Genomic DNA, 18807 nt, shown 5'->3' with positions numbered 1-18807 from the left:
GGAAATGGCATCGTAACTTCTGGGCAGGATTGGAAATGGACATCAAGAGCAGAGCCGGCTTCGCCATGGTTTCGCGCCCTCGGTCGCAGACAGTTGCCCTTGAGCAACGCATCCTCTTCGACGGCGCTGGCGCAGCGGCTGTCGACCAGCAGCATCACAGTGATGCAGGTACAGCAGAGGCCAAGGACACCCGCCACCCGGCCCCTACTGCCAGCGAGGCACAAACCACCACAGCGGCGCCCGCCCCCCGCAACCTGGTGGTCATCGATGCCCGGGTGGAAAACCGCGACCAGCTGGCAGCCAACCTGCCAACCGGTACCACCGCGCTGGTGGTGGACCCTGGCCAGGATGCCATCGCAGCCATCAGCAATGCCCTGGCGCAGTTGGGCAAGGTCGACTCGATCCAAGTGTTCTCGCACGGCGCGTCTGGCCAGTTCACCCTGGGCAACCAGGTATTCACCAGCCAAACCGTCGAGCAGCTGGGCGACCGCCTGAGCGCCTGGCGCGGTGAACTCAACGCGGGCGCGGACATCCAGTTGTATGGCTGCGATGTAGGTGCCAGCAGTGCAGGCCAGGCGCTGGTGAACGAACTGGCGCGCTGGAGCGGCGCTGACGTCGGCGCCTCCAGCAACGCCACCGGCAGCCAACTGGCCGGCGGCGACTGGCGCCTTGAGGTCAGCAATGGCGATGTTGACAAGACCATTGCCCTGGCAGCAGCCACCCTGAACGGCTTCCAAGGCCTGCTGGCCGATGCCAGCCCGACCGCCAGCCTGAGCAGCGGCGGTGTCGAGGTGCAACTGGGCGAGCAATTCAACTTCACCGTCAGTTTCAGCAACCCGTCGACCCAGGAAGGCTATGCGCCGTTCCTCGATGTTTTCATGCCGGCCACCGGGCGCGACGGCGACGATGGTGCCACCTTCGTCTCCGCCACCTACTTGGGCCAGGCGGTGAACAGCTTCGTGATCACCTTCGATGCCAACGGCAATGCCACCCACCCGTTGGCCAAGGACGCCAGCGGCAATGCCCTGGTGATCAATGCCGCCAGCGTCGGCATGAAGCCCGGCGACCAGATGGTGGTGCTGCAACTGCCCTACGCCAGCGTCACCAACGGCCAGCCCACGATCGATGTGCAGATTACCGCACAGTTGAGCAACCTGGCCGACACCAGCTACTCCGACGGCGCGCCTAACCTCACCATCAATGCCCGCGCTGGTTTCGAGTACGGTAACGATTCGCTGAACAATCCGGCGCAGGACCCAAGCCGGGTAGAAAGCGCGCTGCACAGCTTCATCGTCACCCCGACCCTGCTCAAGGTCACGCAAACGGTCAACCTGCCAGAAGGCGAAACGGTAACCGGGCCGAACTTCACCCGTACCCAGACCGTGACCGTAACCCCGGCCCCCGGGCAAACGCTAAGCAATGTCACCGTCACCCAGACCGTGCCCGACCAGGTGCACGTCAGCGCCATCACGCCGGGGGCCGGTGGCACCCTGACGTCGGTCACCCTTCACGACGGCACGGTGCTGACCAACCCCCTGCTTATCGCTGCGGCATTGGCCAACCCCAACGCCTTCGTGGCCAGCTATGAGATCCATTACGACACCCTGAGCGCGGCCAGCGAAACCCAAGTCAGCTTCTATGTGCCGGAGATCGACGCCAACGGCCGGCCAGTGATCGACCCGACCACCGGTAATCCGACCACCATCAACTTCGGCACCGCCAGCGTGACCGGTGGCTGGAACCCGCTCGACCCACGCGACCGCCCCACCGACCCGGAGGGTTATCCGTTCACCGAGACCGGCAATGGCCAAGGCGTGACCTTCGTCGCCAAGTCGATCACGCTGCTCAAGCAGGTGGACCTGCAAAATGACGTGGGCACGCCCGGCCTCACACCCGGCGACACTTTGCGCTACACCTTGGATGTGGCCATTTCCGACTTCTTCGCCTTTGGCGAAAACATCCTCGAACAGGGCCAGTTCACCCTGACCGACCAGCTCGGCGACGGCCAAACGTTCGACCCGAGCAACCCACCTACGCTGATCATCCAGCAGCATGGTGGGTCCCAGGCCATTGCCTTGGTCTACACCCAGACGGTGAATGCCGACGGCAGCACGACGCTGGTCTTCGACATTGCCGAGTCCATTCGCCAGGCGGTTGCCGGCCCTGGCGTGGCGGCGCTGTTCGGCGACCTTTACGACGACACCCTACAGGAAGGTGCCACACGCCTGAGCATCGTCTACGACGCACTGATCGACACCACCTACACCAGTGACCACCCACCCCACGACCAACTCAACGAAGGTGACAGCGTTGGTAACAACGCCACGGTGGATGCCACGGTGCTGCGCGATGCGGTCAACCTGGGCGGGACCCAGACAGACGGGTCCAGTACCACCAGCACCATCGCAAGCTCCTCGGTCGATATCGAACTCACTCAGGTCAACGGCGGCAACCCGCCGAGCAACGGCGAGCTGCGCCCGGGCGATGTGGTGACCTTCACCATCAGCTACGACTTGCTGGTGGCCGATTACGAGAACTTCAAACTCACGGCGTACCTGCCCTTGCCCTTGCTCAATGCCAGCGGCATCAGCTGGAGTGTCGGCAGCGGGATTGGCCAGTGGACGTTTGGCAGCGGTAATACCATTCTCGACGTACCCGACAGCGTCACCACCGGCCCCGGCAACTCGATCGTGTTCGACTTCGGCAACTTCGTCTCCGATGGGCTCAATGGCGGTACCGTGCAGGTGCGCTTCACCATGGTGGTGGGCGACCAGCCATTTGCCGATCAGCGTGAACTCGACGTGCTGGCGCAGTCGAGCCAGACCACCACGGTCGACAAGACTGTGCTCACCTCATCGGATGTGGCGGTGATCCAGTCGGTCGCTGAGCCGGTGCTGGACATCAAGCACGGCGTGGTGTCCAGCAGCAACGGCACAGTCACCGGCACCACCGGCAGCTGGGCCGCCCCCGGCAGCAGCGGTGTGCCGTTCAGCGGCAGCGTGACCAGCCTGGCGGCGGTGGACGGCAATGTCAGCGGCATCGACGGGGCCGACAACCTGCGCCTGGCCACCGCCCTGAAAAACACCGGCGGCGGCGGTGCCTACGATGTCAGCACCAGCATCACCTTGCCCGCAGGCCTGTCGTTCGTCGGCGGCAGCCTGGACGCGGCCAACCTGCAGATCTACCGCGGGGACGGCAGCGTGCTGGTGCAGGGCACCGACTACCGCGTCGACGGCAACGCCATTACCTTCCTCGACGCCAACGGCCAGGCCACCCTGCTGGCAGGCCGCGCCGGCACCGCCAGCGACCTGTCCGGGGCCAACGTAGTGGTGATCACCTACGACGTCAACGTGGACAATGCCATCCTCGCCTCCAGCACGCTGCAGAGCACTGCCGCGCTGACTTACTACGCCAGCGTCGATGGCGGCCAGGACTTCACCCCCACCGACTTGACCGAGGTCGCCAACCAGCAAGTCGCCGCGCCGTCCATCAGCAAGACCTACAAGGACGGCAGCCTGACCGAGGACGACTCCAGCGCCGGGCACACCACGGGCAGCAACCTGGTGATTGGCGAAAGCATCACCTACGACATCGTCGTCACCCTGCCCGAGGGTTCGACGGGCAGCCTGCGCATCAATGACTTGATCCCCCTGGGCCTGCGCCTGGACCCACGGTTCAATGGCAACCTGGGCTATGAAATCATCACCAGCACCACAGGCAGTGCTACCCTCACGGCCGATTTCAACGGTGTGCTCAACGTCAACCCGATGACCCTGGACGGCAGCGACGGCGCCGACCTGATGCTGGTGTTCGCCAGCGCCGGGGCCACGGCCGACAACATTACCGGCAACAACAGCTTCGTCATCCGCCTGGTGCTGGTGGCCAGCAACGTGACCGGTAACCAGCAAGGCACCACGCTGAACAACGGCGCGCAGCTGGTGTACAGCGATCCGGATGGCGACACCCCCAACGGCACCACCGCCGTGGACCGCAACATCAACAGTGCCGAACAGCCCGGCGTGACCATCGTCGAGCCGACCCTCAGCGTCACCCAGCAGATTACCTCGACCCCCTCGTTTGGTGGCTTCGACCAAGGCGATACCGTCACCTTCACCATCACCGTGGCCAACAATTCGGGCACCGACGCGTTCGACATCAGCCTGCTGGACGTGCTGCCGACTGAAATAGACAACCTGGTGATCAGTGGCTCCATCCAGTACAGCGGCGGCGCCACCAACAACGGCGGCGTTGATTTCGTCATCCTCAACGGCCAGTTGGTGACAGCCAATGGCGCCAACATCGACATCGCTAACGGCGGGAGCATCGTCATCACCCTGACCGGCGTGGTCAATGCCACGGCCGCAGGCGAGGCAGCGATCGCCAACAACGTCGTGGTGCGCTGGAGCAGCTTGGACGGCAGCAGCAACAGCACCGATACCGTCAATGGCGAGCGCAGCGGCGACGATGGACTGCTCAATTCGGGCGTGCTCAACGATTACCGGGTACTGAGTGCCTTGCTGATCCCGGTCACCAACGGCATCCAGGTGTCCCGCGTCGGTGGCGTCAACGACACGCCCCCGGCCACCAACAGCAGCGGCGCCACCGACACCAGCGGCCTGCTGGAGACCGTGGTAGTCGGCGAAATCGTCCGTTACCGCGTGGCCGTGCTGGTACCGACCGGCGACAACCCCAATTACCAGATCCGCATCGAGCTGGCCGCCGGCCTGGAGTTCATCACCGCCGACCTCAACAACATCCTGATCGCCATGGTGTCGAGCCAGCTAGGCGGCTTGACCACCGACGCCACCGACCTGGTGCTCGGCGACGGCAATTCGCTGTATATGACCGGCAACCAGAACAGCGATGTGGCCTTGCCGATCCACCCCGATCTGGGCGGCGTGGTGCCCTCGGGTGTTTTCGATGGTGACAATGGCCGGCTGCAGATCACGACCAACCAAGACGGCAGCCAGACCATCACCTTCAATCTTGGCAACGTGACCAATGGCGAGGCCAATGACAGCGATATCGAAGGCGTGATCCTCGAGTTCAACGTGCGCGTCAACAACGTGACCGGCAACCAGGCCAACACCCAGCTGGGCATGACCGTGTTCGAACACGTGGGCCCGGGCGATGGCGTTGACCGCGGCCGCAGCGATACGGTGTTCGAGCGCGTGGTGGAGCCCAGCTTCACCAGCATGGAGAAGTCGGTCATCGACGTCGCCCCGGGCGCCGGCACCACCACGGCCACTGTCTCGGTGAGCTTCACCCAGGATGGCGGCGCGCCCGCCTACAACACCCACCTGACCGACCAGTTCCCCAATGGCAGCAACTACCAGGTGCAAAGCATCCTGCTCAATGGCGTGGCGCTGGACCTGGGCAACCTGCCCAGCGGCATCAGCTTCAGCGATGGCAGCGGTATCGTCATGGACTTCGCACGGCTCGCGCCCAACGACGCGATCCAGGTGATCTACACCGTCACCCTGCCCAATGTGACCATCGCCGACGACACCGCCAGTTCCGCCGTGCTTACCTGGACCAGCCTGCCCACCGACTTCGAAACCAACGGCTGGGGCGGTTCGCTGCCAGCGGGCGCTGGCGCTGCCGACGGCGAGCGCACCGGCCAGGACGGCGCAACCGGCCTGAACAACTACATCCTCAGCGATGGCGCCGGCATGGGCGTTATCCAGGGCACGTTGTGGGACGATACCCGCAGCGCTACGGACAACGTCAGCCCGGACGGGCCCGGGCTGGACGGCATCGGCGTCACCCTGACCTGGGCCGGTGACGACGGTCAGTTCGGCACCGCGGACGACCGCACGTTCAACACCGTTACCGCCAATGGCGGCCTCTACCAGTTCGCCCTGCTGCCCTCCGGCAGCTACCTGATCGCGGTGGCACAAGACCACCAAGTCAGCACCAACAACACCTTCCGGGTGCGTATCGACACCGACACGGGCGCTGCGGCTACAGGCCTGGGCAGCATCAACCTGGCACTCGGCGAAGGCACAACCGGCACCGCCGACGCCGGCTACGTGCATGTGAACGAGGCGCCGGTCAATACGGTGTCCGACCAGCACGGCCAGGAAGACACGGTATTGCACATCGGTGGCCTGGCCATCAGTGACGTGGACGTCAACGCCGGCACTGCCGACGGCGTCATGACCATTACCCTGACCGTGGTACACGGGGTCATCTGGCAAACCGCCACCCCGCCGGAGGCCACAGCTACACCTCCTGCCGGCGTTGGACGCAGCCTGGTCCTTACCGGCACCTTGGCCGAACTGAACGTGTTGCTGAGCCAGCTGTATTACAAAGGCGACCAGGACTTCAACACCTTCCGCGACTCGGAAACCCTGACCATGGTCACCAATGACCAGGGCAATTTCGGCGACGCACCGGTCAACGGCGACGGCGTGCCCGGGCAGAACCCGGTCGATGCGCTGACCGACACCGACGTGATGAACATCATCATCGACCCGGTCAACGATGCCCCGATCGCCAACGCCGACCTGGCCATCGCCGTGGAAGCCGGTGGCTTCAACAACGCCGACCCGGGCGTGAACCCCACCGGCAACGTGCTGGCCAACGACACCGATGTCGATATTCAGACCAACAATGACGTGCTTACCGTCACCCGCATCGCCAACAACACCACCCCCGGTGGAGTCGCAGTGGCCGCCAATGGGGTCACGACCTTGCAAGGGCTGTACGGCACCTTGTCGATCACCGCCAGCGGCGGTTTCCAGTACATCGTCGACAACGACAACCCTGAGGTGCAGGCACTGCGCACCGCCGGCAACTTCATCAGTGATTTCTTCGGCTATGACATCGTCGACATCGGCGGTTTGACCAGCAGCTCGGTGCTGCAGATCAATATCCATGGCGCCAACGACACCCCGGTGGCCCATGGCGATGTTGGCACCGCCATCGAAGCCGGAGGCACTAACAACGGCACCCCGGGGCAGGATGCCACGGGCAATGTGCTGGACAACGACACCGACGTCGACTCAGTGGCTTTGGGCGAGACCAAGCAGGTCAGCGCGGTGCGCTTCGATGGGCTGGGCGGCGGCCGGATCATTCCGGTGGTCAGCGGCCAATCGAGCAGCGTGCTGGCCGACTTCGGCAGCTTGACCATCAACGCCGACGGCAGCTACCGCTACGTCATCGACAACAGCAACGCCGCGGTGCAGGCACTATCCCCAGGGCAGACTCTTGTCGAGCAGTTCACCTACCAGATGGTCGATGCTGGGGGCCTGAGTTCGGTGACCGTGCTGGTGATCACCATTCAGGGCGCCAACGATGCGCCGGTGGCCGTGGACGACCACGGCACCGCCAGCGCGGGTGCCAGCGACGGCAGCACCGTGCCGGTCAACGCCAGCGGTAACGTGATCACCGGCGATGGCGGCGTGGGCGCCGACACGGACGTCGACAACTTCGACCAACCAACCGCGACCCAGCTCAAGGTCGATGGCGTGCGCAGCGGCCTGGAAGTCACGGGCGGTACCCTTACGCCGATCGCCAACGGCGCACCTGCAACCCTCACTGGCACAGTCGCCCGCCTGGCTGACAGTAGCCTGATCAGCGGCGACTTCGGCCAGCTGCTTCTGAACGAAGACGGCAGCTACACCTTCGAGGTCAACAGCGCCGACCCGGCCATCCGAGCGCTAGCGGCCGGGCAAACCCTAGACGTGATCTTTACCTACCAGATCCACGACAGCGGCGGCCTGACCGACCAGGCGCAACTGGTGATCACTGTCACCGGCGTCAACGACCCACCCGTGGTCAACCCGGTCACGGTCGATGCCATCGAGGCCGGTGGAGTGAACAACGCCCAGCCGGGGCTCGACCCGAGCGGCAGCATCCGCAGCGCATATAGCGATCCGGACGGCGATACCCTGACCGTCAGCACCGTGGTCAGCCCAAATGGCATCAATGGCACACCGGGCCAAGCACTGGCCGGCAACTACGGCAGCCTGGTGTTGGATGCCCAAGGCAACTACCGCTACGTGGTGGACAACAGCAACGCTGCGGTTCAGGCCCTGCGCACCGATACCGACCAACTGACCGAGGTGTTCCAGTACAGCGTCAGCGATGGCAACGGCAAAATCGTCACTGCCACCTTCACCGTCATCATCCACGGCCGCAACGACACCCCTGTTGCGACCAGTGACGCCGCCACCGCCATCGAAGCCGGTGGCACCAACAATGGCACGCCCGGGCAGGATGCCACCGGCAACGTGCTGGACAACGACACCGACGTCGACGCCGTGGCCCTGGGCGAAACCAAGCAGGTGAACGCGATCCGCTTCGATGGCACCGGGGGCGGACAACTGGTACCAGTGGCCAGCGGCCAAGCGACCAGCGTGCCAGCCAGCTTCGGCAGTTTGACCATCAACGCCGACGGCAACTACCGCTACGTCATCGACAACAGCAACGCCACCGTGCAGGCGCTTTCCCCAGGCCAAACGCTGGTCGAGCAGTTCACCTATCAGGTGGTCGATACCGACGGCCTGACCGCTGTCACCGTGCTGGTGATCACTATCCAGGGCGCCAACGATGCGCCGGTGGCCGTCGATGACCATGGTACCGCCAGCGCGGGGGCTACCGATGGCAGCCCGGCGCCGGTCAACGCCAGCGGTAACGTGATCACCGGCGATGGCGGCGTGGGCGCCGACACGGACGTCGATAACTTCGACCAGCCCACCGCGACCCAGCTCAAGGTCGATGGCGTGCGCAGCGGCCTGGAAGTCACGGGCGGTACCCTTACGCCGATCGCCAACGGCGCACCTGTAACCCTCACTGGCACAGTCGCCCGCCTGGCTGACAGTAGCCTGATCAGCGGCGACTTCGGCCAGCTGATTCTGAACGAAGACGGCAGCTACACCTTCGAGGTCAACAGCGCCGACCCGGCCATCCGAGCGCTAGCGGCCGGGCAAACCCTGGACGTGATCTTTACCTACCAGATCCACGACAGCGGTGGCCTGACCGATCAGGCGCAACTGGTGATCACTGTCACCGGCGTCAACGACCCGCCCGTGGTCAACCCGGTCACGGTCGACGCCATCGAGGCCGGTGGAGTGAACAACGGCCAGCCGGGGCTGGACCCGAGCGGCAGCATCCGCAGCGCGTATAGCGACCCCGATGGCGACACCCTGATCGTCAGCACCGTGGTCAACCCCAACGGTGTCAACGGCACGCCAGGCCAAGCCCTGCCTGGCAACTACGGCAGCCTGGTACTCGATGCCCAAGGCAACTACCGCTACGTGGTGGACAACAGCAACGCTGCGGTCCAGGCCCTGCGCACCGATGCCGACCAACTGACCGAGGTGTTCCAGTACAGCGTCAGCGATGGCAACGGCAAAGTCGTTACGGCCACCTTCACCGTCATCATCCACGGCCGCAACGACACCCCTGTCGCGACCAGTGACACCGCCACCGCCATCGAAGCCGGTGGCACCAACAACGGCACCCCCGGGCAGGATGCCACCGGCAACGTGCTGGACAACGACACCGACGTCGACGCCGTGGCCCTAGGCGAAACCAAGCAAGTCAACGCGATCCGCTTCGATGGCGCCGGGGGCGGCCAACTGGTACCGGTGGCCAACGGCCAAGCGACCAGCGTGCCGGCCAGCTTCGGCAGCTTGACCATCAACGCCGACGGCAGCTACCGCTACGTCATCGACAACAGCAACGCCACCGTGCAGGCGCTTTCCCCAGGCCAGACGCTGGTCGAGCAGTTCACCTACCAGGTGGTCGATACCGACGGCCTGACCGCTGTCACCGTGCTGGTGATCACTATCCAGGGCGCCAACGATGCGCCGGTGGCCGTCGATGACCATGGTACCGCCAGCGCGGGCGCTACCGATGGCAGCCCGGCGCCAGTAAACGCCAGCGGTAACGTGATCACTGGCGATGGCGGCGTGGGCGCCGACACGGACGTCGATAACCTTGACCAACCCACCGCGACCCAGCTCAAAGTCGATGGCGTGCGCAGCGGCCTGGAAGTCACTGGCGGTACCCTCACCCCAGTGGCCAACGGCGCGCCGGCCACTATCACCGGTACGGTTGGCCGCCTGGCGGATAACAGCCTGATCAGTGGCAACTTCGGGCAGTTGATTCTCAATGAGGACGGCAGCTACACCTTCGAGGTCAACAGCGCCGACCCAACCCTCCTTGCTTTGACGGCTGGGCAGAGCCTGGACGTGATCTTTACCTATCAGATCCACGACAGCGGTGGCCTGACCGATCAGGCGCAACTGGTGATCACCGTCACCGGCGTCAATGACCCACCCGTGGTAAACCCGGTCACGGTCGACGCCATCGAGGCCGGTGGAGTGAACAACGGCCAGCCGGGCCTGGACCCAAGCGGCAGCATCCGCGGCGCGTATACCGACCCGGACGGCGACACCCTGATCGTCAGCGCCGTGGTCAACCCCAACGGTGTCAACGGCACGCCAGGCCAAGCCCTGGCCGGCAACTACGGCAGCTTGGTACTCGATGCCCAAGGCAACTACCGCTACGTGGTGGACAACAGCAACGCTACGGTCCAGGCCCTGCGCACCGATGCCGACCAACTGACCGAGGTGTTCCAGTACAGCGTCAGCGATGGCAACGGCAAAGTCGTCACGGCCACCTTCACCGTCATCATCCACGGCCGCAACGACACCCCTGTTGCGACCAGTGACGCCGCCACCGCCATCGAAGCCGGTGGCACCAACAACGGCACCCCCGGGCAGGATGCCACTGGCAACGTGCTGGATAACGACACCGACGTCGACGCCGTGGCCCTGGGCGAAACCAAGCAGGTGAACGCGATCCGCTTCGATGGCGCCGGGGGTGGCCAACTGGTACCGGTGGCCAGCGGCCAAGCGACCAGCGTGCCAGCCAGCTTCGGCAGTTTGACCATCAACGCCGACGGCAGCTACCGCTACGTCATCGACAACAGCAACGCCACCGTGCAGGCGCTTTCCCCAGGCCAAAAGCTGGTCGAGCAGTTCACCTATCAGGTGGTCGATACCGACGGCCTGACCGCTGTCACCGTGCTGGTGATCACCATTCAGGGCGCCAACGATGCGCCGGTGGCCGTGGACGACCATGGTACGGCCAGCGCGGGGGCTACCGATGGCAGCCCGGCGCCAGTAAACGCCAGCGGTAACGTGATCACTGGCGATGGCGGCGTCGGTGCCGACACGGACGTCGATAACCTTGACCAACCCACCGCGACCCAGCTCAAGGTCGATGGCGTGCGCAGCGGCCTGGAAGTCACTGGTGGCACGCTTACCCCAGTGGCCAACGGCGCGCCGGCCACTATCACCGGTACGGTTAGCCGCCTGGCGGATAACAGCTTGATCAGTGGCAACTTCGGGCAGTTGATCCTCAATGAGGACGGCAGCTACACCTTCGAAGTCAACAGCGCCGACCCAACCCTCCTCGCTTTGACGGCTGGGCAGAGCCTGGACGTGATCTTTACCTATCAGATTCACGACAGCGGTGGCCTGACCGATCAGGCGCAACTGGTGATCACCATCACCGGCGTCAACGACCCACCCGTGGTCAACCCGGTCACGGTCGACGCCATCGAGGCCGGTGGGGTGAACAACGGCCAGCCGGGGCTCGACCCAAGCGGCAGCATCCGCAGCGCGTATACCGACCCCGATGGCGACACCCTGATCGTCAGCGCCGTGGTCAACCCAAATGGCATCAATGGCACACCGGGCCAAGCACTGGCCGGCAACTACGGCAGCCTGGTGTTGGATGCCCAAGGCAACTACCGCTACGTGGTGGACAACAGCAACGCTGCGGTCCAGGCCCTGCGCACCGATGCCGACCAACTGACCGAGGTGTTCCAGTACAGCGTCAGCGATGGCAACGGCAAAGTCGTCACGGCCACCTTCACCGTGGTCATACATGGCCGCAACGACACCCCCGTCGCAGCCGATGACAACGCCATTGCCATCGAAGCGGGCGGCACCAATAACACAACGCCTGGCCAGCAGGGCAGCGGCAACGCGTTGAGCAACGACAGCGACGTCGATGCTGGCGACAGCAAGACAGTCGATGGCATCTACTTGGGCACCCTCGCCGCGGGCGGCACGTTCATTGAGGTGTCTGCGGGCCCGACCCTGGTAGCCGGCACCTACGGCACCCTGAGCATCGATGCCAACGGCAACTACGTCTACACCGTCAACGACAGCCTGGCCACCGTGCAGGCGCTCAAGGCCGGCGAGCAACTGCGCGAAACGTTCACCTACCGCATGCACGACACCGACGGCGCCGCCGCCCAAGCGCAGATCAACATCACCCTCGAAGGCCGCTACGACACCCCAGTGGCCCACGACGACTTCGCCTACGCCGTGGCGGTGGACGACGATGGCAGCGGCGGGCGCAACCCCACCGGCAATGTGCTGAACAACGACACCGATGTCGATGCCAACGACAGCAAAGTGGTCACCGCCGTCGGCCTGGGCGAAGAAAGCAGCAACCCGTCCCTCGACCCGTTGACCGGCAGCGCCACCGTCACCACAAACTACGGCACCCTCACCCTCAACGCCGACGGCAGCTACCGCTTCGTGGTCAACTCCAACGACCCCGACATCATTGCCCTCGGCCCGCTGGGCTTCGTCATCCAGCGCTATACCTACCAAGTCACCGACGGCGGCGGGCTGAGTGATACCGCGACCTTAACCGTCTTCATCCGCGGCGAAAACCAGCCGCCGATTGCCGGCCCCGACCAGGGCTTGGCCGTCGAGGCCGGCGGCGTCGACAACACCCTCCCGGGCAGCAACCCTAGCGGCAACGTGATGGACAATGACAGCGACCCGGACACCGTCAACATCCTGTTCCCAGAAACCCTCGAAGTACTGGCGTTCTGGAGTGGCGACGGCCCGCTGCCGGGCAATGCCAGCCTGGTCGGGCAAACCCTACGCGGCCAGTACGGCGACCTCACGCTCAATGGCGACGGCACCTGGAACTACGTGCTCGACAACAGCCTGCAGGCCATTCAGCAACTGCGCGTCAGCGGCCAGACCCTGGTAGACAACTTCACCTACCTGCTGGCCGACTTCTGGGGCGGCACTGCCAACGGCCTGCTGACCATCACCATTGACGGCCGCAACGATTACCCCGTGGCCAACGACGACACCGCTATCGCAGTGGAGGCCGGCGGCGTGAACAACGGCACGGCTGGCGTCGACCCCCGCGGCAACGTGCTGGATAACGACACCGATGTCGACGGCGTGCAGTACGGCGAGACCAAGATGGTACTGCAATACACCGGCGAAAATGGCCAGACCGCGTCTGCCGGGCAGGTGCTGCAGGGTCTCTATGGCACGCTGCTGATCACTGCCGACGGCAGCTACCAGTATGTCGTCGACAACACCAACCCCACCGTGCAGGCCATGCGCAGCGCCGGCGAATCGCTGCGGGAGGTGTTCACCTACCGCATGCGCGACACTGCAGGCATCACTGCGGATGCCCGCCTGACCGTGACCATCCAGGGCGCCAACGACAACCCGGTGGCCCGGGACGACAGCAACACCGCCAGCGATCAAGTGCCGGCACCGCACACCAGCGGCAACGTGCTGCCCAATGACAGCGATGTAGACGGCGGCGACGGGCTGAGCGTGACCGGCATCCGCAGCGGCCAAGAGGCCGGTAGCGGCACTGTCGGCGTCATCGACCAGCCCATCAAAGGCCAGTACGGCACCCTGGTGCTGAACGCCGATGGCAGCTACACCTACACCATCGACCTGAGCAACCGCGACGTGCTGGCGGCGGCCGGCCTGGGGCAGGTACTCAAGGACTACTTCACCTACACGCTCAGCGACCTGGCAGGAGCCACCGACCAGGCCCAGTTGACCATCACCCTGGATATCTCCACCCCTTACATCCCGCCAGGGCCATACGTGGACCGCGACAGCCGCGCCGGGCTGTCGTCGCAGCCACTGCCAGACGTGACCCCAGCGATTTTCGTCGCACCGGTAGTGGAGCGGGTCGAAGAAACCTTGACGCTGTCCGCCTGGGGCGCCGACGGCAGCGATGTGCGCCTGTTCGCTACGCCCGAAATCGAAAGCCAGTCGCTTGGCAGCCAACTTGGCCAGGTCCATGGCCAGTTCGTTGCCCGCGCAGTGGCCGAGAGCCGGCGCGGCAGCGCGCAGGACCAGAACTGGGTCGACGGCCGCCACGGCGTCATCAGCCTGACCGCCGATGGCCTGCTGCCGGACCCTTCGCTGTGGGCACCGGTGCCCACTGACATGGTCGCGCCACCGGAGCAACCGCCACAGCCTGCGCGCGGCTTCCGTGCGCAATTGCGCGAAGCCGCCCAACGCCGCGGCAGCAATGCCCCATGAAGCTGATGCCTATTTCACGGAAGGATCAAGGACTGCCTATGTCAGTATCAACATTGAAAAGCCTGAGCACCTTCACCGCTGTCAGCATCCTGCTCAGCGCCTGCTCGGCCTTCGAACCCAAACCCTTCACCGAGGACGAAATGCGCCAGCGGGTGATCGAAGACCAGGCGCGGATGTACAAGGAACAGGAGCCGGTGAACGGGCCGATCACCTTCTACGAAGCCTCGGCACGGGCGTTGAAGTACAACCTCGACTACCGCCTGAAGCTGCTGGAAAGCGCGCTGGCGTCGGACCTGCGCGATGTCTCCAGCCACGAGATGCTGCCGCGCCTGGTCGCTTCGGCCGGTTACGCCGGGCGTAACAACGATTCCGGTGGCACGTCGATCGGCATCGAGGACCGCCAGGTCAGCTTGCGCCCGTCCACCTCCGAAGAGCGCTACCGCACCCTCTACAGCCTGGGGCTGTCGTGGAGCCTGCTGGACTTCGGCGTCGCCTATTTCCGCACGCAACAGAAGAATGACCAGATTCTGATGGCCGAAGAGCGCCGTGAAAAGGTCGCGCAGAATGTGTTGCAGGACGTGCGCAACGCCTACTGGCGCGCCCTTGGCGCGCAGCGCCTGCTGCCCGAAGTGGACGGCCTGCTGATGCGCACCCACCGCGCCCTGACGTCAGCCCGTGAAGCCGAGGGCAAAGGCCTGCTGCCACGCCAGGACATCCTCGCCTACCAGCGCGCCCTGCTCGATTCGGTGTACATGCTCACCGTGCGTCGCCAGGACCTGGAGTTCGCCCGCGCCGAACTGGCTGCGCTGATGTCGCTGCCGCCCAACACCCGCATGGTCCTGGCCGATACCAGCGAACCGCCGCTGCCGCTGCTGAAAAGCAACGTCGAGCAACTGGAGCGCCTGTCGCTGGAACGCCGCCCGGAAATCATGGAAGAGTGGTACCGCAAACGCGTGAGCATGAACGACCTAAAGATCGCCAAGGCTCAACTGTGGCCTAACGTGAGCTTCAACTATGGCTACGAGTACGACTCCAACAAGTACCTGTACAACAGCGACTGGAACCAGACCGGTATCAACGTCTCGATGAACCTGCTGCGCCTGCTGCAGTACCCGGACATCACCGCGGCGGAGAAAAGCCAGGAGAAAACCGACGACATGCGCCGCACGGCCCTGTCGATGGCGATCCTCACCCAGGTCCGCGTTGGCCTGCTGCGCTACCAGTTGGCGCGCCAGGAGGTGGAGTTTGCTGATGAGAGCCTGCGGGTGGACCAGAGCCTGCTCAACTACGCGCAGTCGTCGCGCAGTGCCGCGCTGGGCAGCGAATTGGAACTGATCCGCGCCGAAGGCCGCCTGCTGCTGTCACGTTACCAGCGCGAAGCGGCCTACTCCGACGCCCAAGCTGCCTGGGGCCGGCTGTACAACTCGATCGGGTTCCAGGTCATGCCCAAGGAAATTTCCCAGCATGATGTAAAGGCCCTGGCACGTGAGATCCAGAACACCGTTGAGCAACAGACCCGCGACAACCTGCTGGCCGCCGGCCAATAAGGCCTACATTGATGCAGAAACAGGCAGACCTGCCTGTTTCTGCATGCGCTCACCCAATCCCGACGAAGTTCGCGTCATCGTTACCCTGGAACTCATTGCGGCACGCACATTCAAACTCGGCTTCGGCGCGCGTCGAAAAGCTCAGGCTGAGGCGGACTTTTTCTTGCGTGTCGTAAAGGTCATAGCCCTCCCCCAAGGCACTGGGAAAACCAATGCGCCGAGGAAAGATCTCTTTATGGCGAGGTACCGCGGGAACCACAACGAAGCGCATGTGCATGATCAGCCCTCTCCGGCAGTTCTTTAGTATTAGTCTGCATATGGGAAAGACTCAAGCTGGCTCATGCAAAGAATGTGGTTAAACCCAAAAAGCTTAGGATTATTGGAGCCATAAATACCGGGCCGGCGGTTGTTCAGGCGTTTTGTCAGAATCCCCAACAATAAATGCACCAGCCAAGATTGCCTCGAAGTCACAACTGAACACAGACCTTCCTGTGTGTGAACAGAGGTATGCAGTCATGGCGAACAATCAAGACTGGGGTGCAAACCAAGGCGGCAACGCCAATACCGGTGCCGGCGATGCCGGTCAGAAAGGCGGCCAGGGTGCCGGGGGCGACATGCCCGACAAACAGAAAGGCGGCCAGCAGCCAGGACAGAAACCTGAAGACAAGATGAACAAGGACTGGGATCGCTCAACTGACACAGGGCGCCAAGGTGGGCAGCCCGGCACTGACCAAGCCAACCGCCAAGACCCCGCCGACAAGGGCCGTATGGGTGGCCAGGCCGACCACGGGGATACTCAGCAACGGGATGAAGACCGCTGATGCCTTTGGCCCCGGGGTTGCACTACTGCCCTGGGGCTAAAGTTTGAAACGCACATGGATCGTGCTTTTTGCTTGCGCACGGTCAACTGTGATCGCCTGGTTGCCATAACCCGAATAGCTTTTGACCAAACGCATACCCAGGCCGGTACCCGTTGGTTTTGGGTAAGACTCCGGAAAACCATCGCCTTCGTCGGTTACGGTGATCAGCGCATGATCCCCTTGGCCACTCACGCTGACTTCCACCGTGCCTTTGCCATACTTCAAGGCGTTGGTGATGAGTTCGGAAATCACCAAACCCAGAGGCGCCATCCGTTCGGCGGGCAAGACGAACGTGTCCGCGTTGAGCAAGATTCTGCGCTCGGCCAAGGCTTTGCCCAAATCCCCCAATAACGCCGCAAGGTAGTCACAGGCCCGCACGGCTTGGGCCTCGGCGTTCTGATAAAGGCGTTCATGCACGCTGGCGATAGTCAACACCCGAGTCGCCGCCGTCTCAAGCTGCAGCTTTACCGCTTCATCCTGGGCCATGTTTGCCTGCAGCAACAGCAACGTGTTGACCAGGTGCAGGCTGTTTTTGACCCGGTGATGGATTTCTTCCAGGTACAGGTCGCTTTTGCTCAGCTTGATGTTCTGCGCGTCGATCAACGACAGCAACTGGGCTTCATGATGACGTCGCTCGGTGATGTCGCGTGAAACAGCGATCATCTTTTGAAAGTCCCCTTGCTCGCCAAAAATGGGCGCTACCGTCACGTCCCACCATTTCGGCTCCTGATGCTGGGTTGGGCAAAAGGCCTCAAACCGGGTCGACTCGCCGCCTGTGACTTTACTGATCGCTTCCAGCACCAGGTTTCGGGATTCGTCAGGCCAGAGCTGCGACCACGCCACACCGCGAACCTGGGCCAGGTCGCCGATGTGCATCAGGCACATGCCGGCATCGTTCATGAATTCTATGTCGCCGCTCGCGGACAGGATCTTCACGCAATCGGGGCTGGCGTTGAGCACGCTCTCCGAATAAGGGTCGGACGAATGCATCTCCGAGCTTGCAGAAATCCGCTCGACCGCCATGGAGATGACGTTGGAGATGCCCTCCAGGAACACCAGGTCGCTTTCGATGAAGTCTTCGCCATTGCTGCTGTCGGCTTCGAGCACGCCGAACGGGGCGGATGGCCCGCGAATGGGTACGTTGATCGCACGCTCGATGCCGTATTTTTTAAGCAGTGAGGGGGTTCTGAAGCGTTGCTCCTGGCCCAGGTGGTTGGACAGCACCGGCCGGTAGGTGGAAATGGCATAGCCTGCGGGGCTGGCGATGTCCCCGCCCACCGTGGCATGCCCGATGTCAGCTTCATCCCAACCCACACCATGGGACAGCAAAAACTCGTCGCTGTCCGCTATGGGCGTGAGCACCTTGGCGAATGGCGTCTCCATGCCCTTGGCCACGACATCGCACGCCAGTGTCAGCAGCGCATCCAGGTTAGACGACTTCAGTGACATGACGCCGTACTCGACGACCAGTTCGTGCTGCCGCCGCAGCCTGGCATGCGACTTCTGCAGCGCGGCGCGAATGGTTTCGTCGGGAGATTGATGCTGCATGGGGACTATTTCCAGTAACGAGATAAAGATGCACGCTGAAGCGCTTTCGCCAGTGCGTCAGCACTGTGGTTTACACCGCGCATTGCCCTGATGCAACAACGAAATCAGTCTAACCCCGCCGCTCATGCACGCCGAACACATGGCAGTTCATCTGTTCAACTCACCAAGATGGCCTGATGGTGTTCGATAGAGGGTATGGATACCTCCTCTCGCCGGGCGGCAAGCCACGCCCGCATGCGCTCGGTATCGAAAATCTGACCCTCCTCCATCATCACTAGAATGAGTGATTGAGACATTCTGTAACACCCGCATTGCGAGCAGCGTCGCTCTTCCCACCCGAGCGGGCATTCGACGGAATCAGCATGTCCAGCGCAAATCAGACAACTCATGAAGCCCCCTTATGCTCTTTTTGGCGTGGGAAGTTGTTTACAGGTCGACAGGATGCGTCGCATAACGGTTAAGCATGAGATTTTCATGCCAACTTTAAATTCCCTTTATGTCATG

The 18807-nt window shown here is 63.4% G+C and carries 5 protein-coding genes; 3 read left to right on the top strand and 2 right to left on the bottom strand.

All coding sequences use genetic code 11. The features are described from left to right. Positions 1 to 35: 35 nt before the first annotated feature. Both ACMCNM_RS12500 and ACMCNM_RS12495 read left to right on the top strand, forming a co-directional pair. The gene (locus ACMCNM_RS12500; RefSeq protein WP_412764466.1) at positions 36 to 14348 is read left to right on the top strand and encodes a VCBS domain-containing protein; all 14313 of its coding nucleotides are present in this window, start codon (positions 36 to 38) and stop codon (positions 14346 to 14348) included. A 38-nt stretch (positions 14349 to 14386) separates the two neighbouring features. After that, positions 14387 to 15895: a TolC family protein gene (locus ACMCNM_RS12495; protein WP_412764465.1), complete on the top strand. Its 1509-nt coding sequence runs from the start codon at positions 14387 to 14389 to the stop codon at positions 15893 to 15895. A 49-nt stretch (positions 15896 to 15944) separates the two neighbouring features. Here the strand turns inward: ACMCNM_RS12495 and ACMCNM_RS12490 are convergent, their stop codons facing one another. Then, the gene (locus ACMCNM_RS12490) at positions 15945 to 16178 is read right to left on the bottom strand and encodes a hypothetical protein (RefSeq protein ID WP_186703479.1); all 234 of its coding nucleotides are present in this window, start codon (positions 16176 to 16178) and stop codon (positions 15945 to 15947) included. Between the two features lie 232 nt (positions 16179 to 16410). On the opposite strand from ACMCNM_RS12490, the gene ACMCNM_RS12485 reads away from it, so the two are divergent. Beyond that, positions 16411 to 16716 carry a hypothetical protein gene (locus ACMCNM_RS12485; RefSeq protein ID WP_186683089.1) on the top strand — a complete coding sequence of 102 codons (306 nt, stop codon included), beginning with the start codon at positions 16411 to 16413 and terminating at the stop codon, positions 16714 to 16716. Between the two features lie 36 nt (positions 16717 to 16752). On the opposite strand, the gene ACMCNM_RS12480 is transcribed toward ACMCNM_RS12485, so the two are convergent. Beyond that, on the bottom strand, positions 16753 to 18303 hold the full coding sequence (locus ACMCNM_RS12480) for a sensor histidine kinase (protein WP_412764464.1): 1551 nt from the start codon (positions 18301 to 18303) through the stop codon (positions 16753 to 16755). Between the last annotated feature and the right edge of the window lie 504 nt (positions 18304 to 18807).

Origin of the sequence: Pseudomonas sp. NGC7 (assembly GCF_047159675.1) — a bacterium.
GTDB classification, from domain to species: Bacteria; Pseudomonadota; Gammaproteobacteria; order Pseudomonadales; family Pseudomonadaceae; genus Aquipseudomonas; species Aquipseudomonas kermanshahensis.
The sequence above is the reverse complement of the archived record's forward strand: the minus strand, read 5'-3'. Positions and strand labels throughout refer to the sequence as shown.